This is a genomic window from Arthrobacter sp. 135MFCol5.1 (assembly GCF_000374865.1).
Lineage (GTDB): Bacteria > Actinomycetota > Actinomycetes > Actinomycetales > Micrococcaceae > Arthrobacter.
Genome location: NZ_KB895457.1, coordinates 35241 through 60658, shown reverse-complemented (window position 1 = coordinate 60658; position 25418 = coordinate 35241). Strand labels below are relative to the sequence as shown.

The window sequence follows — 25418 nt, the reverse complement described above, 5'->3', positions numbered from 1 at the left end:
CGGGATAACCCCTGGACGGCGCCTTTCGCGTGTGGCGGAAAATTCTTGCTTAGTCTTTTGGCTCCGCGTCGTCGTCGGCATCCTCTTCATCCCCGGGCGCCTGCTCCGTTGCGGACGGCTCTTCCTGGCGGGCTTGTTCGGGTTCCTGCTGGTGCTCGTCCTCGGGGCGCACGCGTTCGGCCCACGGCACCCACTCCGGGGCGAGGATCGATTCTTCGGACGGCAGCAGGCCCAGCTCATCGACGGTAACCACCTTGGAGCGGGAGTTGCGGGTCAGCACCGCGTACCACTGCCAGCCGCCGTAGCCGGCCAGCCGGGACTCGAACAAGTGCGTGACCAGCCGGTCGCCCTCGCTTTTGGCACCAAGGTGCGGCCCGATGGTGGCAGCGGGCGTGATGCCCTCAACCGCGGCCCGTGCAACATCGACGGCTGCTGCCAGGAACGCGTCAGGCTTGCCCGTCCGCCATACCGGAACCCCGGCCTTGCGCTTTGGCGCAGCCTTGGCAGCTTGCTCCTGTGGAGCCACGCCCGGTTGTTCAGCTTGGGGGTTCATCGGCGCCTAGACGTCCAGCTCGTCGGCAACCTTGCGCAGGGCGGCCGCGATTGCCTTGCCCTTGTTGCCGTCCGGATACTTGCCCTTGGACAGCGTCCCGGACAGGTTGTCCAGGACGGTCACCAGGTCCTGGACCAGCGGCGCGAGGTCCTTGGCGCTGGGACGCTTTGCTTTGGCAATGGACGGGGTCTTGTCCAGCACCCGCAGGCCCAGTGCCTGGGCGCCCTTGCGGCCGTCCGCGACGCCAAACTCCACGCGGGTGCCGGCTTTGAGCTCCGTTACACCCTCGGGCAACGACGACTTGGGCAGGAAGACCTCCTGGCCGTCCTCGCCCGCGAGGAATCCAAAGCCCTTGTCCTTGTCATACCACTTGACCTTGCCGGTAGGCACGTAATCAACCTTCTTCGTTCTGCTGTCATGAGACACGGCCAGGTGCCACCGCGTCCGCATTGTTGTGCGGGTTCAAGGTATGGCCCTGCAAACCGTGTTGGTCTGTATGCTTCAAGGTTATCCTGCCGCATGCCCTAATCATGCTTCCGGCCGTACTGTTCCGCCCCGGGCGCAAGCCCGGGGCTTTAGCGGCACGCCGGACGCCGCTGTAGCGTTACCTCCATGACACCCTTGCGTTTCCGCCGGCCCCTGATGGTGCTTGCAGCTGTTATTGCCCTGCTTTCCCTGGTAGCGGTGGGAACGGTCATGGCGCTTGCCTTCGCGGGGTCCGTCGCTCCCACCTGGGTCACGTACTCAGCGCTGTACGGCCTCCCGGTGGCCTTCATCCTGATGCTCCTGCTGGTCCTCGATGGCGTGGCCGCCCGGCGGCGGGCGGGAAGGCGGGAGCCGCGGTAACGTTGGACTGATGTCCCTCATTCGTGCGCTCGGCAAGGACCTGGAGGCACGCAGCGACGATTCGTTGCGGGCACTGTTCGCCGCGCGGCCGGACCTGATCTCCCCTTCGGTGCCGGATTTCGCGGCACTCGCAGCGCGGGCGAGCTCCCGGGTCAGCGTCCAACGGGCCCTTGAACGGCTCAACCGGCCCCAGATGCAGGTGCTCGAAACCCTGCATCTGTGCACCAACACCGACACCGGCCACAGCGCGTCCGCGGAAAACCTGCAAAAACTGGTCCGGGGTTCGTCCCTGGCCACCATTCAACAGATCCTTGGCACCTTGCAGGAACTTGCCTTGGTGCACCCGGCCGCACCACCGCATGGCTCCCCGCCCGCAGCGTCCGGACATGTCTTCTACCTCCCGGCGGGCGCCCTCAAGGACGTGGTGGGAATCTACCCGGCCGGACTGGGCCGCAGCTACACGGAACTGGTGCGCCTGCAGCCGGCGTTCGCCCAACGGGCAGTACCGCTGGTTGCCGAACTGCACCGCAGCGGCTTCGCCGTCCACGAGGCCACGACCCCCATGGACGCGGCACTGGCCCTCCAGCACTGGACATCATCTCCGGAGGGGCTGCGGGACATCCTCGCCGGAGCCCCGGAACGGACGACGGCGCTGCTCGCCAGGTTCCGGAACTGGGCCATGGGTGCCGTCCCCCAGGCGCAACGGAAAGCCTCGGTCCTGACGGAACCGGCCGACGTCGGCCCGGTGGACTGGCTCCTTGCCCGCGGCCTGCTGGTCCCGCTCGACGCCGCGCACGTCGAATTGCCGCACAGCGTGGGGCTGGCGCTCCGCGGCGGTGCCATCATCGACGACTTCACCCTTGCGCCGCCTGTCCCCGAGCTCGGCCGGACCACCGCAGCGCTGCGAAGGAACGCGGCCCTGAGCGCGATTTCGGAGACCCTGAGGCTCGTCTCCGAACTGCTGCATGCCGTCCGGGACCAGCCGCTGGCCACCTTGCGCAGCGGCGGGGTGGGGGTACGCGAAATGCGCCGGCTCTCCGAACAGCTGCGGATCGACCAGGGCGCGGTGGGGCGGCTTCTTGAACTGTGTGGCCTGGCAGGCCTGATCCGCCTCGACGTCGACTCGTCGTGCTGGGTGCAGCCGCCCCAGCTTGAGTGGCTCCTCCTGCCGAGGCAGGAACAATGGCTGTGGCTGGTCAACGCCTGGCTGGCCAGCGAGCGCGTCCCCTCGATGGTGGGCCAACCGGTCAGTACCTCGCCCGGCACACCTGCTGCCCGGCCCGCGTCCGGCACCACCATCGCCGCGTTGTCCGCCGGAGCGCAGCGGCCCGATGCCCCGGTGGTCCGTAAACGCATCCTGGAAATCCTGCATGAACTCACGTGCGAGGCATCCGCCCCGGACGGCGCCGCCCCGGTACTCGATGCCGCCGCGGTCCTCCAGCGGGCGGAATGGTCACAGCCGCGGATGGCAAGGCGGTTCAGTTCCCTGATCCGCGGCGTCCTGGCAGAGGCCGAACTGCTGGGCCTCGTGGGATCCGGCGCGCTGAGCCAGCTCGGAAGCGCTTTCGCCGAAGACAATCCCGACGCCGCCCTTGCCATCCTTGGCGAGCACCTCCCGGCAGCGCTGAACCACGTGCTGCTGCAGGCGGACCTTACCGCCGTCGCGCCGGGCTACCTGGCCCCCGCACTCACGGAAAAACTGCTGGTCATGGCCGATGCCGAAGGGCAGGGCCCGGCTACCATCTACCGGTTCTCCGCCGAGTCCATCAAACGGGCGCTCGACGACGGCTACGACGCCCCCGCCCTGCTGAGCTTCCTGCGTGAGCACTCGGCCACGGCAGTGCCGCAACCGTTGGAGTACCTGGTGGAGGACACCGCCTCCCGGCACGGCAGGCTGCGTGTGGGCCAGGCAGCGAGCTTCATCCAGAGCGACGATGAGGCGATGCTCGCCGGACTGCTGGCCGGCCCGAAAGCGGCGCAGCTTGGACTGGTCCGGCTTGCCCCCACCGTCGTGTCGTCCTCCGCCCCGCAACGCGACGTTGCCGCCGCGCTCCGCAGCCTGGGCCTGTCCCCCTCGGTGGACGGCACCGAGCCAGCCGGCCACCTCCGCCGCGCTGCCTCCGCGCAGGAAAGCCTCCGCCCTGTCTATACCGCTCCGCGGCTGGCGCCTGCGGCGGAGGACGTAGATGCCCAGCTGCACCTGCTGCGGCAGTCGCGTGACGCCGTCGGACACTCCCCGGGACCTGCCGCGGGCAGCGAAGCCGCCACGCAGCTGGGGCTGGAGGCGCTGCAGCGGGCCATCCGGCTGAAGCAGCGGATCCACATGAACGTGGTGGACAGCCTGGGGAATGCCAGCATGGAAGTGGTTGTTCCGCTGTCTGTCAGCGGAGGACGGGTCCGTGTGTTCGATCCCGCCAAGGAAACTGAACGGGTCCTGTCCGTCCACCGCATCATCGATATCGAAGCCGCCGAGGAACTGCGGCAGTAAAGGACTTCCCCGCGTGACCGACGGACCCTTGATCGTCCAAAGCGACAAAACCATCCTCCTCGAAGTGGACCACGAGCTGGCCACCGAAGCGCGGCACGCCATCGCGCCCTTCGCCGAACTGGAACGGGCTCCGGAACACATGCACAGCTACCGGCTGACCCCGTTGGGACTGTGGAACGCACGCGCCGCCGGGCTGGATGCGGAAAAGGTACTGGATGCCCTGCTGAAATACTCGCGTTTTCCGGTTCCCCATTCACTGCTGGTCGACGTCGCGGAAACCATGTCCCGGTACGGCCGGCTGCGCCTGGAGAAAGACCCGCGCCACGGTCTGGTAATGCGGACCGACGACTACCCCGTGCTCGAGGAAGTCATCAGGGCCAAGAAGATCGCGCCGCTGCTGGGGCCTCGGATCGACGGCGAAACCGTGGTGGTGCACGCATCCCAGCGCGGCCAGCTCAAGCAGCTGCTGCTGAAGATCGGCTGGCCGGCCGAGGACCTGGCCGGCTACGTGGACGGAACCCCGCACCTGATTTCGCTCCACGAGGACGGCTGGAAGCTGCGCCCCTACCAACGACTGGCCAGCGAAAACTTTTGGGCGGGCGGCAGCGGGGTGGTGGTATTGCCCTGCGGTGCCGGGAAGACGCTCGTGGGGGCCGCGGCCATGGCCACAGGTTCCACCACCACGCTCATCCTGGTCACCAACACCGTTGCCGCGCGGCAATGGAAGGACGAGCTGATCAGGCGCACGTCGCTCACGGAAGAGGAAGTGGGCGAATACTCGGGCGCCATGAAAGAGGTCCGTCCGGTCACCATTGCCACCTACCAGGTGCTCACCACCAAGCGCGGAGGCATCTATCCGCACCTGGAACTGGTGGACGGCCACGACTGGGGGCTGATCATCTACGACGAGGTCCACCTCCTGCCGGCACCGATCTTCAGGATGACGGCCGACCTCCAGGCCCGCCGCCGCCTTGGGCTGACGGCCACCCTGGTCCGGGAGGACGGGCGCGAAGGCGAGGTCTTCAGCCTGATCGGACCCAAGCGCTACGACGCGCCCTGGAAGGACATCGAGGCGCAGGGCTACATCGCGCCGGCGGACTGCGTCGAGGTTCGCGTCGACCTGCCGCAGGACGAGCGTGTTGCCTACGCCATGGCCGATGACGCCGACAAGTACCGGCTGTGCGCCACCTCCGAATCCAAGACGCAGGTGGTGGAGCAATTAGTGGCACGCCACAGCGGCGAGCAGCTGCTCGTGATCGGGCAGTACATCGACCAGCTGGACGAACTCGGCGAGCGCCTGCAGGCACCGGTGATCAAGGGCGATACCTCGGTGAAGGTGCGCCAGAAGCTCTTTGACGCCTTCCGCGCCGGTGAGCTGCAGACCCTGGTGGTGTCCAAGGTGGCCAACTTCTCGATCGACCTGCCCGAAGCCTCGGTGGCCATCCAGGTATCGGGCTCATTTGGGTCCCGGCAAGAGGAGGCTCAGCGGCTCGGGCGCCTGCTGCGGCCCAAAAAGGACGGCCGGGCTGCCAGGTTCTACTCGCTGGTGGCCCGCGACACCCTGGACCAGGAGTTCGCCGCGAAGCGCCAGCGGTTCCTGGCCGAACAGGGGTATGCCTACCGGATCATGGACGCCAAGGACGTGGAGGCTGCCGGATAGGGTCCGGCAGCCTGCACACCGTCAGCTCACGCCGTAGGAGCTGTCGCGCTCCATGGTTCCCGTGCGCGGATCGAACTGCGGACGCTCGTAGGCCAGTTCGCCGCCGCTGCGGCCGCCGTAAGGGCGGCCGTGGTCTGCGAATTCTTCACGGAAGAACGCAAGGCACCATTGGCCCATCTGCATCCGGGCGCCGGTCCTGAGCAGGGAAGGACCGGAGGTGGCAACGCTTCCGCTGACGGGGCCATGCGGCACCAGGACATACTCATCCTGCTCGTCGTGCCTGATCTGTGCGTGCAGCCCCTCCAAGCCCTCAAGCCTGATATCGGACTCCGGGCTGCTGCCGATCGTGGTGACCTCGCCCGCCAACGCCACTTCACGCGGGATCTGGCCGGTCCAGGTGGTTGCGTCCTGGACAAAGATGAGCCGTGGCCGGCCGCTCCCCCGCGTGTAGTGGGTGGTGGTGATGCGGCGGGGAATACGCCGCCGCACCGTGGGGAGCAATGGCAACGGCGTCGCCGGCGGAAGAAGGGAAATGCCGTTTGGCCGGCGCCGTCCCTGCCGGAGGAGCGGCAGGAGGGTTCCGAGTTTCCCGAGCTTGATATGCGGGGACCTGGTGACGAGCCGCTGCGATGCAGGACTCTCCACGGCTCCCAGGCTGATGAGGTTGCCCTGCGGACCGGAGATGTGGACGCTGATGCCTTTCCTGGCCAGTACCTCGGCCAGGGGCTTCACTTCGTCCAGGGACGGGAGCCCGCCTCCCGACAACGGGGCCAGGTCCGCGAGGGATACCGTCAGCTCCGTGCCGGCGGCCTTGGCGCTTCCCCGGGTGACCGCCCCGGACTCGTCCGAGAAGGAGAAGTCAAGGTCCACATCCAACCGGCACTCAGCCATGTCTGTCAGCCGCGGTTCAGATCGGATCCGGCGGCATCCTTGTCGCTGGTGGTGACCCGCAGGCTGCCGTTGAGCTTCCAGGTGGCCCGCGGCGCGTCAGGACCAATGTCGCGGGGCACCTCGATGGTCATGTCCACGAACTGGTAGTTGATGGCAGCACCCTTGCCGGTGAGATACGACCACATTTCCTCCGCCAGGTCCGCCCAGTCGCGGATGCTGCGGTCCGTGGATGTGGTGTTTTCAGATGCGCTCAGATCAGTCATGATGGTCAATCCCTTCACATGGGTCAGGAGCGATGGAACCCTGGAATCAACACTGTATTCCCGAGCCCCTGACGGCGGAAGAGATCGGGCGCTGAACGTTCTCACCCTGATTTCGGTTCCCGCCGGAGTGTGCCGCACGCCACGGATCCGGGGGACACTGGATGTATGAGCATGCGCATCATTCCCGCCGTCCCCGGGCCAGGCCAGGAATCGGTCTGGGACTACCCCCGCCCGCCCCGGATCGAACGCAGTACCGAACACATCAGGATCTTCCTGGGCGGCGAACTGATCGCCGACACCACCGAGTCGCTGCGCGTCCTCGAGACCAGCCATCCGCCGGTCTACTACCTGCCGCGGTCGGCGTTCGTGCCTGGGTCGCTGGAACCGGCGGCAGGCAGCAGTTTTTGTGAGTTCAAGGGGTCCGCCGAGTACCTGACCGTGCGCGGCGGCGGGGAGGAAGCCGAGGGGGCCGCCTGGTCCTATCCGGAACCGTCGTCCGGATTCGAGGCCCTGGCAGGCCGGGTGGCCGTCTACGCGGGCAGGATGGATTACTGCGAGGTGGACGGTGAACGCGTGCTTCCGCAGCCAGGCCGCTTTTACGGCGGCTGGATCACCCAGCGGATCGTAGGCCCCTTCAAAGGGGAGCCGGGAACGATGGGCTGGTGAACACAAGCGCACCACCATCATGCTCACAACGAATATCCAGACAACTCCCAGAGACTGGGAGCATGATGGGAGCATGAACAAGAACGGTCCCGAAGCCAGGCTGCTCGTCGTCGATGACGAACCCAACATCCGTGAGCTTCTCTCCACGTCCCTCCGGTTCGCAGGCTTTGAAGTTGTCTCCGCAGCCAACGGGCGCGACGCGCTCGCCGCCGCGGACACCCAGGCGCCTGACCTGGCCGTATTGGACGTCATGCTCCCGGATATGGACGGGTTCACCGTTACCCGCCGCCTGCGCGCCGCCGGAAAGCACTTCCCTGTCCTTTTCCTGACAGCGAAGGACGACACGGAAGACAAGGTGACCGGCCTGACCGTTGGCGGCGACGACTACGTCACCAAGCCGTTCAGCCTCGATGAGGTGGTGGCCAGGATCCGCGCGGTGCTGCGCCGGACCCAGCCCCTGCTGGATGACGACGCGATCATCCGGGTTGACGACCTTGAGCTCGACGACGACGCCCACGAGGTCCGCCGCGGCGGCACGGTCATTGAACTTTCCCCCACCGAGTTCAAGCTGCTGCGCTACCTCATGCTCAACCCCAACCGGGTCCTGTCCAAGTCCCAGATCCTGGACCACGTCTGGGAGTACAACTTCAACGGCGATGCCTCCATCGTGGAGTCCTACATTTCCTACCTCCGGCGGAAGGTGGACATCGATCCCGAAGCCCCGGCCCTGATCCAGACCAAGCGCGGCGTGGGCTATGTGCTGCGGACGGCTGAAAAGCGCTGACCTTGTTGAAGCGGTGGAAGTCGGCCTCGCTCAGATCGCAGCTGGTGGCCATGATCATGGCCCTGCTCATCGTGGCCCTGACGGTCACCGGCGCCGTCACCCTCACGTTGCTGCACAGCTACCTCCAGGGCCAGGTGGACGACAAACTTAACGCCGCCGTCGACTCTGCCCGGCAACAGCGCTCGTTCACGCAGTTGCAGGCGCCCAGCCCCATTCCCACCGACTATTCGCTGATGCTCTTCGCCCCCGGCGAGCAGCCGTACACGTTCGGCGGCGACCCCGACGACCATCCGGACATCTCGTCCATCACTGTCGAGCAGGCCCAGGCCCGGCAACTTGCCCCGTTCCAGGTCCGCGGGACGGACGGGCAAAGCTGGCGCGTGGTGGCGGTGACCGTCCAAAACGGCCAAACAACTGCCGTGGTGGTCATCGGGCTGCCCCTGGCGAGCGTGGACGACGTCCTCAAGCACGCCACCCTGGTGGTCACCGGGGTGGGCCTGCTAACGCTGCTGCTGGCCTCCCTCATCGCGAGCTGGACAGTATCGCGCGCGTTCCGGCCGCTGGCACGGGTGGAGAAGACCGCCGCAGCCATCGCCGCCGGTGACCTCTCCCGCCGCGTTGAGGTGGAGAATCCTGCCACCGAGCTGGGCCGGCTGAGCAGCTCACTGAACGCCATGCTGGCCCACATTGAGACCGCATTTGCGGCCCGGACCGCGTCCGAGGCCAGGATGCGCCGCTTCGCCGCGGACGCCTCCCATGAACTCCGCACACCGCTGGTGACCATCCGCGGTTTCTCCGAGCTTTACCGCCATGGCGCCCTGTCCACGGACGAGGACGTGGCCACCGCGATGGGCCGGATCGAAAGCGAAGCCAAGCGCATGGGTTCCATGGTCGAGGACCTGCTCCTGCTGGCCCGCCTGGACGAGCAGCGGCCGTTGCAGCAAAAGCCCGTGGACCTGCAGCTGATCGCCCACGACGCCGTGGTGGACACCCAGGCCAGCGACCGCTCCAGGACCATCTCGCTGGCCGGCCTCAACGGCGGCCCGGCCACGCCTGCCCCGGTGCTTGGGGACGAGGCCAAGCTGCGCCAGGTGGTGGGCAACCTCGTGGGCAACGCGCTGCGCTACACCCCGGACGGCAGCCCCATCGAACTGGCCGTGGGAGTCCGCAGCACTAACGGTGAGGCCCGTTCCATCATCGAGGTACGGGACCACGGGCCCGGCATTTCGGAAGAGGACGCGGCCAAGGTTTTTGAACGGTTCTACCGTGCCGATACGTCCCGCACCCGGGAGACGGGCGGCAGCGGCCTGGGCCTGGCCATCGTGGCCGCCATCGTGGGTTCGCACGGCGGTTCAGTGCGGGTGGAGAAGACCGACGGCGGCGGGGCCACGCTGGTGGTCAGCCTGCCGCACCGTGACGAAGCACCCGCGGATGACGCAGCGGGTGCGGAGGAAGCGGCGGAGGGCGGCGCCGCCCAGCGTGGCGCGGGCAGCGGCAGCTCGGTTATCCACATATAGAGCTCAGGCCATGACTCCGCCCCGCGCGGCTTCCTAGGCTCGTCTCATCAGCCCGGAACCGCCGGGCCGGAGGCGCCTCCCGCCGTACCGAAAGGCATAGCCATGAGCATCATTTCCGTCGACACCGAGCTACTGCAGCTGAAGTCCGCGAACGTACAGTCAACCGTGGACAGGATCAGCGCTGACGTCCAGGCCATGAAGCGTGGCCTGGACGAGCTGCAAGGCTCGTGGCGCGGTGCGGCGGCCAGCAACTTCCAGGCGCTGGTCACCGAGTGGACCATCACCCAGGGCCGGGTGGAAGCGTCGCTGGCCTCCATCAACGCGGCCCTGGCCTCCGCCGCGGCCACGTATGCCCAGGCCGAGCAGGGCAACGCGCAGCGGTTCAGCTGACAGGTCAGGCTTCCGGGGTTCCTTGATGGAACCGCAGCCGCCACCGTTCGCCGTCGAGGACCCACAACGAGCTTCGCAGTGTGGTGCCGGCGCGGGCAAAGCTCCGATACGTCAGCAGGACAGCACCGGGGCCAATGCGCTCAGCGCCCAGAACCTCGATGTCGGTCCTTTCTCCGGGGTCCTCTTCGAGGGCCATCATCATGGCGTCCCGGGTCCACACCCTTCCCGAGCTGCCGATTTCCATGAAGTCCGGGTGGAGGAGGACTGCTGTCCGGCCAATGTCGCCGCGCACCAGCGGGCCCAGCAGTTCACGTTCGAGTTGCTCCACCAGGGCCTCGGGCGCGACCGCACCGGCCTGCTGCGCTGCCTCCGCATCCTCCTGGGCTTCCGTGTCCAATTCGCTGAACAGGTCAAGCTCGTCATAAGCCGATACCGGCTGGGGCATGGCCCGCTGTTTGCCGTTTCCCGCTGCAGGACCTTTTTGGCCGGCCGCTGCCGGGCGGCCGTCCGCACGGGTTGGGCCTGCCTCCGGGCGGCCGGCGGCGGCCGGGCGGGCGGGCGCAGGGGCGGGGATGTCGAGGGTGGCCGGCTGGAGGCCACTGCCGGCCTGAGGCTGCGCCTCAAAGCTGTGCCCGGAGGCGCCCGGATGGTGCGCCCCCGGAAATCCCGGACCTGACCGGGCGGCCACGCCCTGCTGGTAGGCGGTTGCCGCGGCCCGGGCGCGTTCATCGGCGGCCTCGTTCAGGCTGTGGCCGGCATGGCCCTTGACCCATTCGAAGGTATACGTCCGGCCTGCCAGTTCGCGGTCCAGTTCCTTCAGCAGTTCAACGTTCAGGACCGGCTTCCCGTCAGCTTTGCGCCATCCCTTGCGCTTCCACCCGGGCATCCATTTGGTAATGGAGTTGATGACGTACTGGCTGTCACAGAGGATGCGAAGGTCTTCCCCCGGAAGATGCGCGGTGGCCCGCAGCAGATCCAGGACAGCCATCAGCTCCCCTTGGTTATTGGTGCCGTGGGGCCAGCCGCCGGCCCGCCAACAGTTGTCATCCACGTACCAGGCCCAGCCGGCCGGCCCCGGGTTTCCCAAGGCCGAACCGTCAGCCGCTGCAGTAATCGTCACCGGTCCATCCTGCCAGAAGCCAACGACAATGGGCCGCCGCCTCAGCGGCTCAAAGCCCACCCGGCGGTACGCCGCACGAAGTGCTGGTCCCGCAAGCGCCGGAGCAGCCGGCCCGAAAACCATCCCAGAAAACGTTTACCGAAACTCTTGACGCAACCCTTCCGCTCACGAAACAATCGCAGAATCACAGTGAGAAAGCGCTTTCCCGCAGAGTCGGCCTCCCGCAACGACGTGGGATCGACCCAGCGGCGACAAAATCCGGAAGGAACATCAATGACGAGTCCAGTCTTCAGCCGGCGCAGTTTCCAGCTCGGCGCCGCCGCCTTGGCCTTTTCCCTGCTGGCGACAGGCTGCGGAGCTCCCGGCAGTTCCGGGGACAACGGGCAGGTGACCCTGCGGTTCGCATGGTGGGGCAACGAGTACCTGAACGCACAGACCCAGAAGGTCATCGCCGCGTTTGAAGCATCGCACCCGAATATCAAGATCAAGGCGGAGCCGGGCGAATGGGCCAGCTACTGGGACAAACTGGCCACGAAGACAGCTGCCAATGATGCACCGGACGTCATCCAGATGGACCAGAAGTACATTGCCGAATACGGCGGGCGCGGGGCGCTTATGGACCTGTCGAAGCAAAGCGGCATCGACACCTCGAAGCTGGACAAGGAGGCCTTGGCCTCCGGCCAGTACGGTGGCGCCCAGTATGGCCTCAGCACCGGCCAGAATGCCTACGTCATCATGGCCAACACCAAGGTGTTCGACGCTGCAGGCATTCCGCTGCCGGACGACGGGACGTGGACGTGGAAAGACTTCACGGACACCGCAGCCAAGATCAGCGCCGCTGGTGACGGGAAGAGCTACGGCGCCGCCTACGGCAGCAACGAAGCAGACCTGATCATCTGGCTGCGCCAGCACGGACAGGACCTGTACACGGGTGACGGCGGGCTCGGTTTCGAGACGGCCACCGCCGCGTCCTTCTGGGCACGGCTCAAGGACCAGCGGGACTCAAAGGCCAGTCCCCCTGCCACAGTCGCCACCGAGGACGCCGGCGCGGGGCTGGAGGAGAGCCTGTTCGGCACCAACCGGGTGGCCATGGCCTGGTGGTGGACCAACCAGCTGGGCTCCCTGGAGTCCACCACGGGCAGCAGCATCAAGATGCTGCGGGCCCCGAGCATCAGCGGCGCATCGGCCGGCAACGGAATGTACTACAAGCCCACCATGTTCTGGTCGGCTTCGTCCCGGTCCAAGCACCCGCAGCAGGCGGCTGAATTCATCGACTACCTCACGAACAGTCCGGAGGCCGGCGGCATCCTGATGACGGACCGCGGTGTGCCCACCAACAGCGCGATCGTCGCGGGCATTACTCCCTCGCTCAAGCCGGCCGACACCACGGTGGTGGGCTTCCTCAAGGACATAGCGCCGGACGTCAAGGGCGCCCCGCCGGTCCCGCCGGTGGGCGCGGGAAGCGTCCAGAACGTCATCAAGCGCTACACGGATGAAGTACTGTACGACCGCCTGACACCGCAGGCAGCCGCGGACGCCTTCAAGAAGGAAGTCGAAGGGATGCTGGCTTCCGCCAGGAAGTAGCCTTCGGAACACAAAAATGCGGCCCCCTCCCAAGGAGGGGGCCGCATTTCGTGTCAGCGGGACAGGTCCCGGCAGTGGGCTTAGAAGCCGCCCATGCCGCCCATGCCGCCCATGTCGTCCCCACCGGCCGGGGCAGAAGCCTTCTCGGGCTTGTCTGCCACTACGGCTTCGGTGGTGAGGAACAGGCCGGCGATGGACGCCGCGTTCTGCAGGGCAGAGCGGGTGACCTTGACCGGATCATTCACGCCGGCTGCCAGCAGGTCGACGTACTCGCCGGTGGCTGCGTTCAGGCCGTGGCCTGCGGGCAGGCCGCGGACCTTGTCGACAACCACGCCGGGCTCGAGGCCGGCGTTGAAGGCAATCTGCTTCAGCGGGGCGTCAATGGCAACGCGGACGATGTTGGCGCCCGTTGCTTCGTCGCCGGAGAGCTGCAGGTTGGCAAATGCCTTGGCACCGGCCTGGATGAGGGCAACACCGCCACCGGCGACGATGCCTTCTTCAACCGCAGCCTTGGCGTTGCGGACGGCGTCCTCGATGCGGTGCTTGCGTTCCTTGAGCTCAACCTCGGTGGCGGCACCGGCCTTGATGACTGCAACGCCGCCGGCCAGCTTGGCCAGGCGTTCCTGCAGCTTCTCGCGGTCGTAGTCGGAGTCCGAGTTCTCGATCTCGGCGCGGATCTGGGATACGCGGCCGGCGATCTGGTCGGCGTCGCCTGCACCCTCGACGATGGTGGTCTCGTCCTTGGTGACAACAACCTTGCGGGCCTGGCCCAGCAGTTCGAGCCCTGCGGTCTCGAGCTTAAGGCCCACTTCCTCGGAGATGACCTGGCCGCCGGTGAGGACGGCGATGTCTGCCAGCTGTGCCTTGCGGCGGTCGCCGAAGCCCGGGGCCTTGACGGCAACGGACTTGAAGGTGCCACGGATCTTGTTGACGATCAGGGTGGCCAGGGCCTCGCCCTCGATGTCTTCGGCGATGATCAGCAGCGGCTTGTTGGACTGCATGACCTTTTCGAGGACAGCAACCAGTTCCTTGACGTTGGAGATCTTGGAGTTGACGATCAGGATGTACGGATCCTCGAGGACCGTTTCCTGGCGCTCGGCGTCTGTGACGAAGTAGGCGGAGATGTAGCCCTTGTCGAAGCGCATGCCTTCGGTGAGTTCAAGCTCCAGGCCGAAGGTGTTGGACTCCTCGACCGTGATGACGCCTTCCTTGCCGACCTTGTCCAGGGCTTCGGCGATGAGGGCACCAATTTCGTCGTCACCGGCGGAGATGGAGGCGGTGGCCGCGATCTCTTCCTTGGTTTCGATTTCCTTGGCGGAGGCCAGGAGTTCGCGGGTGACGGCTTCAACGGCCTTCTCGATGCCGCGCTTGAGGGACAGCGGGTCGGCACCGGCGGCAACGTTGCGCAGGCCTTCCTTGACCAGCGCCTGGGCCAGTACCGTCGCAGTCGTGGTACCGTCGCCGGCGACGTCGTCCGTCTTCTTGGCAACTTCCTTGACCAGCTCTGCGCCGATCTTCTCGTACGGGTCGTCCAGCTCGATCTCCTTGGCGATGGAAACACCATCGTTGGTGATCGTGGGGGCGCCCCACTTCTTTTCGAGGACGACGTTGCGTCCACGCGGGCCGAGGGTGACCTTAACGGCGTCGGCGAGGGTGTTCAGGCCACGCTCAAGGCCGCGGCGTGCCTCTTCATCAAATGCAATGATCTTGGCCATAACGGCAGTAGTCCTTTCGGGACAGTCGTTAAGAATGAACCTTCGCTGCAGTGCCCGCGACGGACGATCCTTCGACAGCGGCCTCTGTATGCCTCCGCCTGGGGATCTCACTGAAGTGAGGTGTTTCTTTCGCTCTCCGACCGGTGCCTTGCGCGGCCGGCCGGAACCGGGCGTTGCTTAGCAGTCGGTACGTCAGAGTGCTAACTCCATAATTAGCACTCCCCCGGTGAGAGTGCAAGCGAAAAGACACCGGACGGGCTGCTGGCGGCGGTCGCTTCGCCGAGGGCGATCAGCCCTGATGTCCGGCTGTCTCCCGGCCGCTCGGAGTGGGCAGGTTGTCCGGCCCGTATGTAAAGACGGAGAAGGACGCCACGGTGATATCCCCGTTCGCGTCGAAGGCAATGGGGCCCGACTCGCCGTCGTAATTGATGTCGGGGCCGGCAGCCAGGCCGCCCAGGCACGCCTTGTAGGTCACGCACGGCGCAGCAGCCGTTCCGGCGCCTGGTGCCGCTGTTCCGCCCGATACCGGGATCAGGTTGGCGGCGATCGAACGGCCGGCGTCGTCCTGCGCGCGGGCCGCCGCCAGCGCGGCCAGGGTCACGGCGTCGTAGGTTTCGGCAGCGTAGGAGACGTCCTGCAGCGACGGGTCCACCGCCAGGAGTTTTTGCTGGAAGGCGGCGGAAGGCAGCTGTCCCGGTACCACCGCGCGGGCGCCATCCAAGACCTTGGAACCGAGGCCGGAGCCGTAGCGGGCGAAAGCGCCGTCGCTCATGATGATGCGTGAACCGCCAACGCCGGTACCGTTCAGCGCGGCCAGTGCGCCTTGGGCGCCCTCACGGGCTATCAGGACGACGGCGTCCGGCTTGGCTTTGGCGATGGAGCTTGCCGCCGCGGCGTCCCCGGTCGTGAAGCCGGCACCGGGAAGGACGGTAAGCCCGGACTGCTTTGCCGCTTCCGTGACGGCGGCCTGCAGGTCCTTGCCGTAGGTGCCTTCCTGGTACAGCACGCTGACGGTGGCAGCCCCGGCGTCCTTGGCGAGTTTGGCCAACACAGGCCCTTGCGCGACGTCGGCCGCCGCGGTGCGGAAGTAGTAGCCGCCGCTGGCCATTCCGGTCAGGCCGGCAGCGGTGTTGGCCGGGGAGATGAGCGGTATGCGCGCGCGGGACAGGACGCCTACGGCTGCCTCTGCATGGCTGGAGTCGGTGGGTCCGATGACCACGTCCGCCTTGGCGGCGAGCAGGGCTTTTGCCTGCCCGGCGGTGTCCTGTTCCGGGTGTGCGGGCAGCAGTTCGACGGGGCGGCCCTTGTGTCCCCCGGCTGCGTTGATGTCCTGGACGGCCAGCTTGGCGGCGGCGAGCTGTGGCTGGTTCAGGAAAGCGTTGCCGCCGGTGTTGTCCAGGACCAGGCCCACCCGGAGGACGCCGTCGCCGGATGCCTCGGCGGATTCCACCCGGGCGTTTCCGCCTGTCCCGGAGCAGGCTGTGGCGCCGAGAACGGCTGCCAGGGAAACGGCCAGGGCAGCGCGGACGGCGGGACGGTGCTTCGGCTTCACTCGGCGGGCCGGACGTTTTCCGCCTGCGGGCCCTTGTCGCCCTCGCCGACCTCCAGCTGCACCCGTTGTCCTTCCTCAAGGGCCCGGTAGCCTTCGCCCCCGATCGCAGACCAATGGACAAAGATGTCATCACTGGAGCCGTCAACGGTGATGAAGCCGTAGCCTTTTTCAGCGTTGAACCATTTGACGGTTCCCAGTGCCATGGTGACCAACTCTTTTCCGTTGCGGCCGGGTGGGCCGGTGCTGTTGCGTGCAGCCCCGCGGGCCGTGGCCTGGAATCACTCTAGCCAAAGGCCGCCACGGGCCGCAGGCTGCGGCAGGCCCCGGGCCGGGAACGTTATGCAGGCGTAACTGAGGCCGGCCGGTTACCGGTACCCGGGGCCCAGGACCACCACGAGCGGCACCTGGAACTCGGTGCTGCTGACGACCGTGGGGATGTTCAACAGTGCGGCGAGCTCCTGGGCACTGGCCAGTTGCTGCGGACCGGCGTAGTAGATCACGGAGGATTTCTGCGGTGCGCCGGACCAGTTGCCTACCTGTCCGAGCTTCCAGCCGTCAGCCTGGACTGTTCCGCCAATGCGGCTGGCCAGCCCGGCGGTACCGGCCGCGTTGTAGACGGCCACTGCCTGCGTCCGGTCGACGACGGCCTGCTGGGTGGCCGACTGCGTCGGCTCCGGGCTGCCGCTTGGGGACGGCCCGGCGGTGGCCGAAGGTTCTGAAGCGGCCGGGGGCGTGGTTGCCTGCGTGGTGGAAGGGGTGGATCCGGTACCCGCCAACGCGGTGGATTCCACGCTGGCAGAGGCCTCGGTTGCCGTGGCGTTGAACCCCAGCTTGGGGAGGATCAGGAAAGACACCAGCCCGATCGCCAGCGCCGCGACGCCCACTGCGAGGATGGGCCACAGCCGCACCCGGGACGGGGCCGAGGCCGTCCGGTGGACACCTTGTCGCGACGCGGCCTCGGGGACCTTGTCGAATTCATCGCGGGCGTATTTGGTCATGGTGGAAGGACATCCTTGTTGATTGCTGCCAGGGTCCCGGCCTGGGGCGTGCTAAGCGTCGGATCCCAGGCGGCGGGCGGTGCGTGCACGGTGGCGCGACGTACGTAGTCTACGCAATCTCTTGACCAGCATGGGATCGTGGGCCAGGGCATCCTCGCGGTCGATCAGGGCATTGAGGAGCTGGTAGTAATGGGTTGCGGAGAGGTCGAACAGCTCCCGGATGGCCTGTTCCTTGGCCCCCGCGTACTTCCACCACTGCCGCTCCAGCGCCAGCATCTGCTGTTCGCGCTCGGTGAGGGAGGAGTCACGGAGCAGAAAATCCGCCAGCAGGGAATTCCGTGGATCCTGCTCCGGCAGGTGTTCCCGGGCCGGTTCCGCCACGGCACACTCCTTCGCTGGTTACGGTAAATGTCTTACCCCCATGCTAGCGGGCGAATCACAGGAGTGTCATTCGGCCCGGCCGTCGACGCACTTTCCCGACCGGCGGGCTCCTGCTGCAAGAATGGACCGATGTTTGAATCGGATGCGTTGTTCGACCTGCAGCAGGACCCGGCGGACGCCACCCGCTTCAGCGACCTGGCCAAGCTGCCCCTGGCGGAGCTCATGGCGCCTGACTGGGCGGCGGCGCTGCAGGGCGTCGAAGCGAAGCTGCGGTCGGTGCTGGACTTCCTTGCCGGCGAAGAGGCGGCCGGGCACCCGATCCTCCCGCCGCCGTCGAACGTCCTGCGTGCGTTCCGCCAGCCGCTCGCCGGCGTGAAAGTCCTCATTGTGGGGCAGGACCCCTACCCCACGCCGGGGCACGCCGTCGGCCTTTCCTTCTCCGTGGACGCGCGCACGCGCCCGCTCCCCCGCAGCCTGGCGAACATCTACCGTGAACTCGAATCCGACCTGGGCATCTCCCCTCGCGTCCACGGCGACCTGTCCGCCTGGGCGGATCAGGGAGTCCTGCTCCTGAACCGGGTGCTCACCGTCCGGGCGGGGTCCGCGGGCTCCCACCGGGGCAAGGGCTGGGAGGACATTACGACGGCGGCAGTCACGGCAGTGGCCGGACGTCGGGCCGCGGACGGGTCCAGGACGCCCCTGGTAGCCGTCTTGTGGGGCAAGGAGGCGGAGGGGGTAAGGCCCCTCCTGGCCGGTGCGCCCGTCGTCGCCAGCGCGCACCCCAGTCCGTTATCCGCCTCGCGCGGCTTCTTTGGTTCCCGGCCATTCAGCCGTGTGAACGAGCTGCTGCGGGGACAGGGTGCGCCGGACGTAACCTGGGAGCTCCCGCCGGTGCCCCTGGCTTAGGCTTGCCTGATGAGCACTGTCCCCGCCGCCACCAGCGCTACGAAAAACAACCGCCCCCAGGTCAACCTGACGGTACTGCGCAAAGAGCAGTTGTCCCCGCACATGGTCCGGGTCATCGCAGGTGGGGACGGATTCAGGGACTTCGTCAACAACGCATTCGTGGACCGTTATGTAAAGATCGTGTTCCCACAGCCCGGCGTGGACTATCCCTCCCCCCTGGATCTGTGGACGGTCCGGGAAACCATGCCGCGCGAGCAGTGGCCGTATACCCGCACCTACACGCTCCGCTGGGTGGATCCCGGGGCCAAGGAGCTCGCCATCGACTTCGTGGTCCATGGCGACGAAGGCCTGGCCGGTCCGTGGGCGGCCAACGCCCGGCCCGGCGAGACGCTCACCTTTACCGGCCCGGGCGGTGCGTACAACCCCAATCCCGAGGCTGACTGGTATCTGTTCGCCGGTGATGAGGCCGCCCTGCCGGCCATTGCCGCGTCCATCGAGGCACTTCCTCCCACCGCAGTGGGGCTGGCCTTCCTGGAAGTCGGGGCCGAGGCCGACATCCAGCCCCTGAACGCTCCGGCCGGACTCGAGGTCCGGTGGCTGGTCCGCGGCGAAGTCCCGGCGGGCTCGAGCACGTTGCTGGTGGATGCCGTGGCGGGCGCGGAGTGGCCTGCCGGCACCGTGGATGTCTTTGCCCACGGCGAGCGGGGCTACATGAAGTCCCTGCGCGAGGTCTTCTTCAAGCAGCGCGGCCTGGAGCGGCGCCAGGTGTCATTGTCCGGGTACTGGGCGCAGGGCCGCGTGGAAGACGTGTTCCAGGCAGAGAAGAAGTTGCCGGTAGGGCAAATCTAGCGCCGCCGGGCGCGGCGGCGCTCGTTGCTCGCCAGGCTGCGGGTCAGGGGCCTGGCCAGCACATCGCCCAGGACGATCCCGCCGGCTGTTCCCAGCACGATGGCGCCGGCGCTGAGCATGCCGCCCGCGCCGTTCAGGATTTCCGATTCCTCGACCGTGAGCACATACATGGACCGGAAGATGGTGAGCCCTGGCAGCAGGATCAGCGCCGCGGGCACAGCCACCACCAGCTGCGGCGCGCCCATCCGCAGTGCCACCACACGTGCCAGGAGGCCGATGACAACGGCCGCCAGCGCCGGGGCGAAGCGGTCCCCGATCCCCAGCAGGCCGCCGCCGAGCAGCACCAGGTAGCCTGCCACGCCTACTCCCGCCGTTGGCAGCAGGAGCTGCCAGGTGGTCTGCTCGGTGATGCCGATGGCCATCACCGCAGCGGCCACGAACAGGATAAGGACCCACAGATCGTAGGCGGGCGGGAAGGTCTGCGTGACGTCGATCCGCTGCAACCCTGTCAGCTCCCCCACCACGAAGGCCACGGCAATGCCGGCCACGATCGCACCGAAGGTCAGCAGGGTTGACAGGAACCGGCCCGCGGCGGTGACCGGGAAGCCGTTGATGGCGTCCTGTACGGACGAGACCAGCCGTCCGGTGGGCAGCAGCAGCAGGATGCCGCCCACCACCACGATCGACGGTGACGCGGTGAGACCGAACTGCCAGAGCAGCAAGGCAAGGATGGTGACGACGAACGAGCAGCTGGCCGTGGTGAAGAAGTCCGGGACCCGCCAGCGGCCCAGTTGCCGGGCCAGCAGGCTGATCCCGATGTTGGCTACGAACGCGATGGCCGAGGACACCACGCCGCCGCCCAGCACACCGACGAACACGGCGGCGAAAACACCGAATGCGGCGGTGACCATCCAGCGCGGATACGGTTTGGGGCTGGTGATGGCCTCGTTGAGCCTGCGGATGGCTTCCTCGCGGCCCACGCCGCCAGCCACGATATCCGTGACCAGCTGGTGGACCTTGGCAAGGCCGGCGTAGTTGTTGGTCCAGGACCGCACCACGCGCAGCAGGGCGATGGGCGTCTGGTCCTTGGGGGCGTAATTGATGCCCACGGACTGGTTGGTGATGTCCACCTCGATATTCTTCAGGCCCAGGGCGGCCGTGACGGCGATGATGCTGGTCTCCACCTCCAGGGCGCCCGCCCCGTAGCGGAACATGGTCTCTGCCAGGTGGAGCGCGAAGTCCAGGGTCTTGCGGGCCGATGTGTCCACACCGCCCACCTGGATGGTGGGGTTGGCGTAGGGGCTGCCCGCCAGGCGGTCCACGATGCTCAAGGGGGCGGTGGGCGGGTTCTCGCCCTGCACCAGGCGCCGCAGCATCCTCCGGGCGGCTGCGTCCTGCCGCATCTGGGCAGGGGTCAGCGGCTCAGTCTTGGGCAGGCCGTCAGTCTTCGGCCTGGACCCTGGCCGTTCGTGCCGGTCGGTCATGCCCGGTTCCTCCCTCTGCGCGGTGTGTGGACGGTCAGGCTGCGCGCTTCAGCGGCAGCTTGCCAAGCAGGGTACGGGCAGCGGCGGCGGCTGATCTGGCCAGCCGGTTGGCATGGAAGGCCGCGGGCCGTACGGGCATGGTGAAGTCGCCCACCAGCTGGACCACTTCGCCGCCGAATCCCTTCTTGAATTCGTAGCCGCCGTGCCCCTCCTCGTCCTGTCCGGAGATGCCGAACGTGCCGTAGAAGTTGTACCGCGGGTATTCCTTCTCCAGGGCGTGCAGCATCATGCCCCAGTACAGTGAGGTGGCGCCGTTGAAGTAGATGTAGTCCTGGACGGTGCCGCCGATCACGCACACCACCTCATCGCCGTAGCAGACGAAGTGGATGGCTGCCACGGTGGCGGTCCCGACCGAATCCGGGAACCTCTCGATGTCCTTGAGGCTCCGCTCGTAGCTGTCCACCAGGTCCTGGACCACTTTGAGCCGGTTGGCTTTCTTCTTGCTGCCCGTTTCTTCCACTTCACGCCGGAGCTCCGCGGCGGTGGCAGACTCAGCTGCCAGGCGCTCGGTGATGGATTTCCGGTACGCGGGGATGTCGATCTTGGCCATCATGAGCTTGGTGAATTCCGCCGAGGTGGTCCTGAGCAGGTGCTCGTAGTAGGCGCGCTCGCGGTAGGTGAATCCCTTTTCGTCCCCGGCCCGGCTCAACGCCCCGTAGAAGTCGTCCAGGGTTTCCAGCGTGGCCTGTTCCAGGAAGACGCCGTTCTTTTCGGCCTTGCGGATGGCCTTCCGGGTCCGGTAACTGGTGCCCATGATGAGTTCTTCGGCGTCCTGGATTCCCACGAGGCTCTTGATGAACATCCAGTTCACGTTAACGAAGTTCATGTCCAGGCCCTGGTGCCGGAACCCGAGCCGCTCCAGGTCCGCCACGAGCGGACGGTTGTCCTCGACGTCCGGGTGCTCGGCGCCGTCGGCGTCCCGTGCGATGTACCTGATGTTCGGGGAGATCCGCAGTTCAGCGGCTTTGCGGCCGGCGGCGTGCTTGCGGAGGAGTTCGACGACGCCACTCACCAGGTTGCGGTCCTCGTAGTCCATGAGGGGGCCCTTGGCGCATTCGCAGATGGTGTAGCCAAGCCTGGTGGTCGAGTAGTTGAGCTTGCCGGCGGCGACGAGTTCGCCGCCGCGCCGGACGCCGAAGAGTTCCACCTGCTGGCCCCGGGCGCGCTGGAAACGGGCAAAGTCGATGGACTGCAGGAAGCTGTTTTGCGGGTGCTTTACGGCGAAGGCCTCAAACTCGGCGTCGCTGAGCGTGGCATATTCAAGTCCGGTAGCGGCGGAAACAGGATTCAAGGGGTGACCTTCTTCGGGACTCTTCGCGGCCTGGTGGGCACGCGCTGGGCGGACGGTGTTCGGGGCGGGCTGCACGGGACGTACGGTCCGGCCGTGGGCTGCGGTGGGTGCATCCCACGGGATGCCGGTCAGTAGAACTGCTGGCCGGTCCGGGCGGTTTCAATCCGGCGGAGCACCTTTTCGCCGCCACTGGTCCAGAGCTTGTGGCGCAGCGGGGAAAGGACGTAGTCGTAGCAGCCCACAAAGTCGGTGACGGTCTTGGTGAAGCTGGTCTTGAACATTCCCATCCCGTACAGGTTGTGGGTTTTGTCCTTGATCCGGGCCGCAGGCGGGGTGCCGCAAAAGTCGTATTCGGTGCAGCCGAGTTCCTGCATGCGGCGGATGGCTTCCCACTGCACCAAATGCGAGTCGCCGTACTGCTTGCGGTTTTGGGTGGACCCGCCGTCCTTGTAGGTTGCCTTGGCACCGTAGTTGATCACGAAGGCTCCGACGCTGGGCCTTCCATCCTCATAGACGAAGAAGAAGTTGCCTTGGCCACGGCTGCAGAATTCGTCCCAGAACTTGGCGTAGTAGTCGTAGCTGCGCAGGGGCATGGAGCCCTTGGCGTTGACGGTGTCTGCCATCAGGTCGTAGAGGGCGCGGTAGGTTTCCGGGCCTTGTTCCTGCCGTACCACCTGGCAGCCTTCGCGTTCGGCGCGCCGGATGGCGTTCCGGGCGCGCGAGGAGATCGCTTTGAACACGTCCTCGCTGCTGCCGGAAATGTCCAGCAGCGCGGTGGAGTCGTTGGACTGGATATTGGGGGCTTTGACAAGGCCCGTGGCCTGGATGTCCCGCTGCGCCTCGGCGGTGTCGATGATGTCCGGTTCCACCTTGATGGTAAAGACGTTCAGTTTCCGGCTGCGGGCAAAGGCCGCGCAGGCTTCGAGGGCGGCTTTCAGGTCCGCGGCGGCGGCAACGTCAGGGCCTTTGATGAGATACCAGAGCCGACCCAGGACCGGAAATGACTTTTCCAGGACCAGGTTGTAACTGGAGTTTCCCGGGGCTTCCAGGACAAGGAAGCGGACTTTCCAGCCGGACCCGTTCTTGACCGATGCGTAGGCGGCGGACTGCAGCATGTTGCCGCCGTTGGGGTTGGCCGTGACGTGCTTGTCCCAGTTCTCAATTTCCTCGGCTGTGGCAAAACGTGCGGTGAATTCTCGCAAGGGGGCCGTGTCCAATCGGGTTTGTGCGCGGTTTCGGTGGGTCTGGATGCGTGCGGACATGCAGCATCAAGTCTAAAGCCTCAGCCGCTGGAGCCTTTCTCCCGGCGATGCCTGGCATGGCGCCGGCCGTCCACGGGGCGGCGCCTTGACGGGGCCGCCCCGGGTCCGCAAGGGTTGGAGGATGAGGCCGGACCGGGACCAGAGCAGCACTTCCGCGGAGCGCGGACGGCCCTATGGCGCCGGGATCCAAATCGCCGGGCTCGCCGCCTTCCTGGTGGCGTCCTTGCTGGTGGCGGCGCTGGGCGGATTGGCGTCGGCCAGCAACGTCAACGGCTGGTATGCAACGGCGGACAAGGCGCCATGGTCTCCGCCCAACGGCGTGTTTGGCCCGGTGTGGGGAATCCTCTACACGGCGATGGCTGTTGCCGGCTGGCTGGTGTGGCGCAAACGGACGGAGCGGACCCGGAGCGCCCTCACCGCCTACGGGATCCAGTTGCTCCTTAACCTTGCCTGGACCCCTGCGTTCTTTGCCCTCTTCCCCGTTTTTGGAACCGTTGCACTGTGGTTTGGGCTTGGCATCATCCTGGCGCTCATTGCCGCCGTCGGAGTCACCGTTCTCTATTTTGGTCCCATCAGCCGGACCGCCGGGTTACTCCTGCTGCCGTACATTTCCTGGCTGGTGTTTGCCGCCTCCTTGAACTGGTGGGCCGCCGCCTACAACTAGGGAGTGGGCGCCGGGTTCCGGGAAGAGGCGCCTGTGGTCAGCATTCGACGACGTTGACGGCGAGGCCGCCCATGGCGGTTTCCTTGTATTTGTGGGACATGTCCTTGCCGGTTTCGCGCATGGTGATGATGACTTCGTCCAGGGAGACCCGGTGGGTCCCGTCGCCCCAGAGCGCCATTTTCGCGGCGTTGATCGCTTTCGCGGCAGCGATCGCGTTCCGTTCGATGCAGGGCACCTGCACCAGCCCGCCGATCGGGTCGCAGGTCAGGCCCAGGTTATGTTCCATTGCGATCTCAGCGGCGTTCTCCACCTGCGCCGGGGTGCCGCCCATGACCTCGGCCAGGCCAGCGGCGGCCATCGAGGACGCGGACCCCACCTCGCCCTGGCAGCCGACCTCGGCCCCGGAAATCGAGGCTTGTTCCTTGTAGAGCACTCCCACGGCGGCGGCGGCGAGCAGGAATTTGACCACGACGTCGTCGCGGTCAGCGCCGGTGGCTTTGTCCATGCCGGGAGCGAAGTGCAGGGCGTAGAACAACACCGCAGGGATGATCCCGGCTGCCCCGTTCGTCGGGGCGGTGACCACCCGGCCGCCGGACGCGTTTTCCTCGTTCACGGCCAACGCCACCAAGTTAACCCACTCCTGCCAATACCGGGGATCGAACGGGCCCGCGTCCCACGCGGCGTCCTGGTCCGTGTCCTGCCCGTCGGCGCATTCCTTCTTCAACCGCTCAAACCAGTCAGGGGCGCGGCGGCGGACCTTCAAGCCGCCCGGCAACACCCCCTCACGCTTCAACGAGGCCGCCACGCAGGCTTCCATCACGGACCAGATGTGCAGCAACCCGGCCCGGATCTCATCCTCCCCGCGGGAGGCTTTTTCGTTCACCAGCATCACATCAGCGATTCCCAGCCCGGTCGCTGCGCAGTGCTCCAGCAGTTCCGCGGCGGTCCGGAACGGCAGCGGAAGCTCCTTCTTGGACTCCTCCAGTTCCTGCCGGGCCGCGTCTTCCTCACCCTCCCGGACGATGAACCCGCCACCGACCGAGAAGAACGTCGCGGTATGCACCACGGCACCGGCAGCGTCCGTGACGGTGAACGTCATCCCGTTCGTGTGCCGCGGCAGGACGGTTAACGGCCGCAACACCATGTCCTTCACCCCATAGGGCAGCGGGACGGCGCCGGCGAGGTTCAAGGTCCCGGTCCCGGCAATGCCGGCCAGCCGCTCCTCCACCTCCGCCGGGAGGATCAACTCCGGATGAAACCCCTCCAAGCCCAGCAGGATCGCGGTCATCGTCCCGTGCCCATGACCGGTGGCCGCCAACGAGCCATACAAATCCACCCGCAACGACGCCACGTGAGCCAGCACACCCGAGGCCTTGAGTTCCTCCGCAAAAACGGCAGCAGCCCGCATCGGCCCCACAGTATGAGACGACGAAGGCCCGATCCCGATCGAAAACAGATCAAAAACGCCAACAGCCATGCGATTGGTTCCTAACT

General features: G+C 66.7%; 25 protein-coding genes. 11 read left to right on the top strand and 14 right to left on the bottom strand.

The annotated features are described in order from the left end of the window. Positions 1-49: 49 nt before the first annotated feature. Positions 50-553 (bottom strand): DUF3027 domain-containing protein, encoded by a 504-nt coding sequence (locus C563_RS21130; RefSeq protein ID WP_018762149.1) that lies wholly within the window; start codon positions 551-553, stop codon positions 50-52. Between the two features lie 6 nt (positions 554-559). Further along, a complete protein-coding gene (locus tag C563_RS0111220; protein ID WP_018762148.1) occupies positions 560-943 on the bottom strand; it encodes a cold-shock protein in 384 nt (127 codons plus the stop codon). A gap of 222 nt (positions 944-1165) precedes the next feature. On the opposite strand from C563_RS0111220, the gene C563_RS0111215 reads away from it, so the two are divergent. Genes C563_RS0111215 through C563_RS0111205 form a run of 3 tightly spaced genes read left to right on the top strand, consistent with a single transcriptional unit; the run spans position 1166 to position 5547 of the window. Beyond that, positions 1166-1399 (top strand): hypothetical protein, encoded by a 234-nt coding sequence (locus C563_RS0111215; RefSeq protein WP_026264694.1) that lies wholly within the window; start codon positions 1166-1168, stop codon positions 1397-1399. 10 nt (positions 1400-1409) lie between these two features. Further along, complete coding sequence (locus C563_RS0111210) at positions 1410-3887, top strand: helicase-associated domain-containing protein (protein ID WP_018762146.1); 2478 nt, start codon at positions 1410-1412, stop codon at positions 3885-3887. A 13-nt stretch (positions 3888-3900) separates the two neighbouring features. After that, the gene (locus C563_RS0111205; protein ID WP_018762145.1) at positions 3901-5547 is read left to right on the top strand and encodes a DNA repair helicase XPB; all 1647 of its coding nucleotides are present in this window, start codon (positions 3901-3903) and stop codon (positions 5545-5547) included. 21 nt (positions 5548-5568) lie between these two features. Here C563_RS0111205 and C563_RS0111200 read toward each other — a convergent pair whose 3' ends face one another. Further along, positions 5569-6438, bottom strand: a complete 870-nt coding sequence (locus tag C563_RS0111200; RefSeq protein ID WP_018762144.1) for an FHA domain-containing protein — start codon at positions 6436-6438, stop codon at positions 5569-5571. A gap of 5 nt (positions 6439-6443) precedes the next feature. Continuing rightward, complete coding sequence (locus tag C563_RS0111195; protein WP_026264693.1) at positions 6444-6701, bottom strand: hypothetical protein; 258 nt, start codon at positions 6699-6701, stop codon at positions 6444-6446. A gap of 165 nt (positions 6702-6866) precedes the next feature. Here C563_RS0111195 and C563_RS0111190 point away from each other — a divergent pair, with 165 nt between their 5' ends. The 4 genes from C563_RS0111190 (at position 6867) to C563_RS0111175 (ending at position 10058) form a co-directional block, all read left to right on the top strand. Continuing rightward, on the top strand, positions 6867-7367 hold the full coding sequence (locus tag C563_RS0111190) for a DUF427 domain-containing protein (protein ID WP_018762142.1): 501 nt from the start codon (positions 6867-6869) through the stop codon (positions 7365-7367). Positions 7368-7440: 73 nt separating this feature from the next. After that, positions 7441-8151, top strand: coding sequence for a response regulator transcription factor (locus C563_RS0111185; protein WP_018762141.1), 711 nt, complete (start codon positions 7441-7443; stop codon positions 8149-8151). Positions 8152-8153: 2 nt separating this feature from the next. Then, positions 8154-9668, top strand: coding sequence for a sensor histidine kinase (locus tag C563_RS0111180; RefSeq protein WP_026264691.1), 1515 nt, complete (start codon positions 8154-8156; stop codon positions 9666-9668). A 102-nt stretch (positions 9669-9770) separates the two neighbouring features. Further along, entirely contained in the window at positions 9771-10058 is a 288-nt protein-coding gene (locus C563_RS0111175) for a WXG100 family type VII secretion target (protein ID WP_018762139.1), read from the top strand. 4 nt (positions 10059-10062) lie between these two features. Here C563_RS0111175 and C563_RS0111170 read toward each other — a convergent pair whose 3' ends face one another. Then, complete coding sequence (locus tag C563_RS0111170; protein ID WP_018762138.1) at positions 10063-11178, bottom strand: ribonuclease HI family protein; 1116 nt, start codon at positions 11176-11178, stop codon at positions 10063-10065. A 273-nt stretch (positions 11179-11451) separates the two neighbouring features. On the opposite strand from C563_RS0111170, the gene C563_RS0111165 reads away from it, so the two are divergent. After that, positions 11452-12762, top strand: a complete 1311-nt coding sequence (locus tag C563_RS0111165; protein ID WP_018762137.1) for an ABC transporter substrate-binding protein — start codon at positions 11452-11454, stop codon at positions 12760-12762. Positions 12763-12842: 80 nt separating this feature from the next. On the opposite strand, the gene groL is transcribed toward C563_RS0111165, so the two are convergent. From groL to C563_RS0111140, 5 genes are all read right to left on the bottom strand, one after another. Next, positions 12843-14477: a chaperonin GroEL gene (gene groL / locus C563_RS0111160; RefSeq protein ID WP_018762136.1), complete on the bottom strand. Its 1635-nt coding sequence runs from the start codon at positions 14475-14477 to the stop codon at positions 12843-12845. A gap of 289 nt (positions 14478-14766) precedes the next feature. Further along, the gene (locus C563_RS0111155) at positions 14767-16029 is read right to left on the bottom strand and encodes an ABC transporter substrate-binding protein (RefSeq protein WP_018762135.1); all 1263 of its coding nucleotides are present in this window, start codon (positions 16027-16029) and stop codon (positions 14767-14769) included. Next, positions 16026-16232: a cold-shock protein gene (locus C563_RS0111150; protein WP_026264688.1), complete on the bottom strand. Its 207-nt coding sequence runs from the start codon at positions 16230-16232 to the stop codon at positions 16026-16028. Before C563_RS0111150 ends, C563_RS0111155 begins: the two co-directional genes overlap by 4 nt. Before the next feature lie 162 nt (positions 16233-16394). Beyond that, positions 16395-17027: a LytR C-terminal domain-containing protein gene (locus C563_RS0111145; RefSeq protein WP_018762133.1), complete on the bottom strand. Its 633-nt coding sequence runs from the start codon at positions 17025-17027 to the stop codon at positions 16395-16397. Between the two features lie 51 nt (positions 17028-17078). Further along, positions 17079-17408, bottom strand: coding sequence for a DUF3263 domain-containing protein (locus tag C563_RS0111140; RefSeq protein WP_018762132.1), 330 nt, complete (start codon positions 17406-17408; stop codon positions 17079-17081). A 129-nt stretch (positions 17409-17537) separates the two neighbouring features. Between C563_RS0111140 and C563_RS0111135 the strand changes: the two genes are divergently transcribed. Both C563_RS0111135 and C563_RS0111130 read left to right on the top strand, forming a co-directional pair. Next, the gene (locus C563_RS0111135) at positions 17538-18314 is read left to right on the top strand and encodes a uracil-DNA glycosylase (protein ID WP_018762131.1); all 777 of its coding nucleotides are present in this window, start codon (positions 17538-17540) and stop codon (positions 18312-18314) included. A 9-nt stretch (positions 18315-18323) separates the two neighbouring features. After that, the gene (locus C563_RS0111130; RefSeq protein ID WP_018762130.1) at positions 18324-19163 is read left to right on the top strand and encodes a siderophore-interacting protein; all 840 of its coding nucleotides are present in this window, start codon (positions 18324-18326) and stop codon (positions 19161-19163) included. Here C563_RS0111130 and C563_RS0111125 read toward each other — a convergent pair. The 3 genes from C563_RS0111125 to C563_RS0111110 all read right to left on the bottom strand — a co-directional run bounded on the left by C563_RS0111125 (position 19160) and on the right by C563_RS0111110 (position 23260). Next, a complete protein-coding gene (locus tag C563_RS0111125; protein ID WP_018762129.1) occupies positions 19160-20647 on the bottom strand; it encodes a threonine/serine ThrE exporter family protein in 1488 nt (495 codons plus the stop codon). The genes C563_RS0111130 and C563_RS0111125 overlap by 4 nt on opposite strands. 34 nt (positions 20648-20681) lie before the next feature. Further along, on the bottom strand, positions 20682-21998 hold the full coding sequence (locus tag C563_RS0111120; RefSeq protein WP_018762128.1) for a peptidoglycan bridge formation glycyltransferase FemA/FemB family protein: 1317 nt from the start codon (positions 21996-21998) through the stop codon (positions 20682-20684). Between the two features lie 128 nt (positions 21999-22126). After that, a complete protein-coding gene (locus C563_RS0111110) occupies positions 22127-23260 on the bottom strand; it encodes a lipid II:glycine glycyltransferase FemX (protein WP_018762127.1) in 1134 nt (377 codons plus the stop codon). Positions 23261-23381: 121 nt separating this feature from the next. On the opposite strand from C563_RS0111110, the gene C563_RS0111105 reads away from it, so the two are divergent. Beyond that, positions 23382-23924 carry a TspO/MBR family protein gene (locus tag C563_RS0111105; protein ID WP_018762126.1) on the top strand — a complete coding sequence of 181 codons (543 nt, stop codon included), beginning with the start codon at positions 23382-23384 and terminating at the stop codon, positions 23922-23924. Between the two features lie 37 nt (positions 23925-23961). Here the strand turns inward: C563_RS0111105 and C563_RS0111100 are convergent, their stop codons facing one another. Continuing rightward, a complete protein-coding gene (locus C563_RS0111100; protein ID WP_026264686.1) occupies positions 23962-25401 on the bottom strand; it encodes an L-serine ammonia-lyase in 1440 nt (479 codons plus the stop codon). Between the last annotated feature and the right edge of the window lie 17 nt (positions 25402-25418).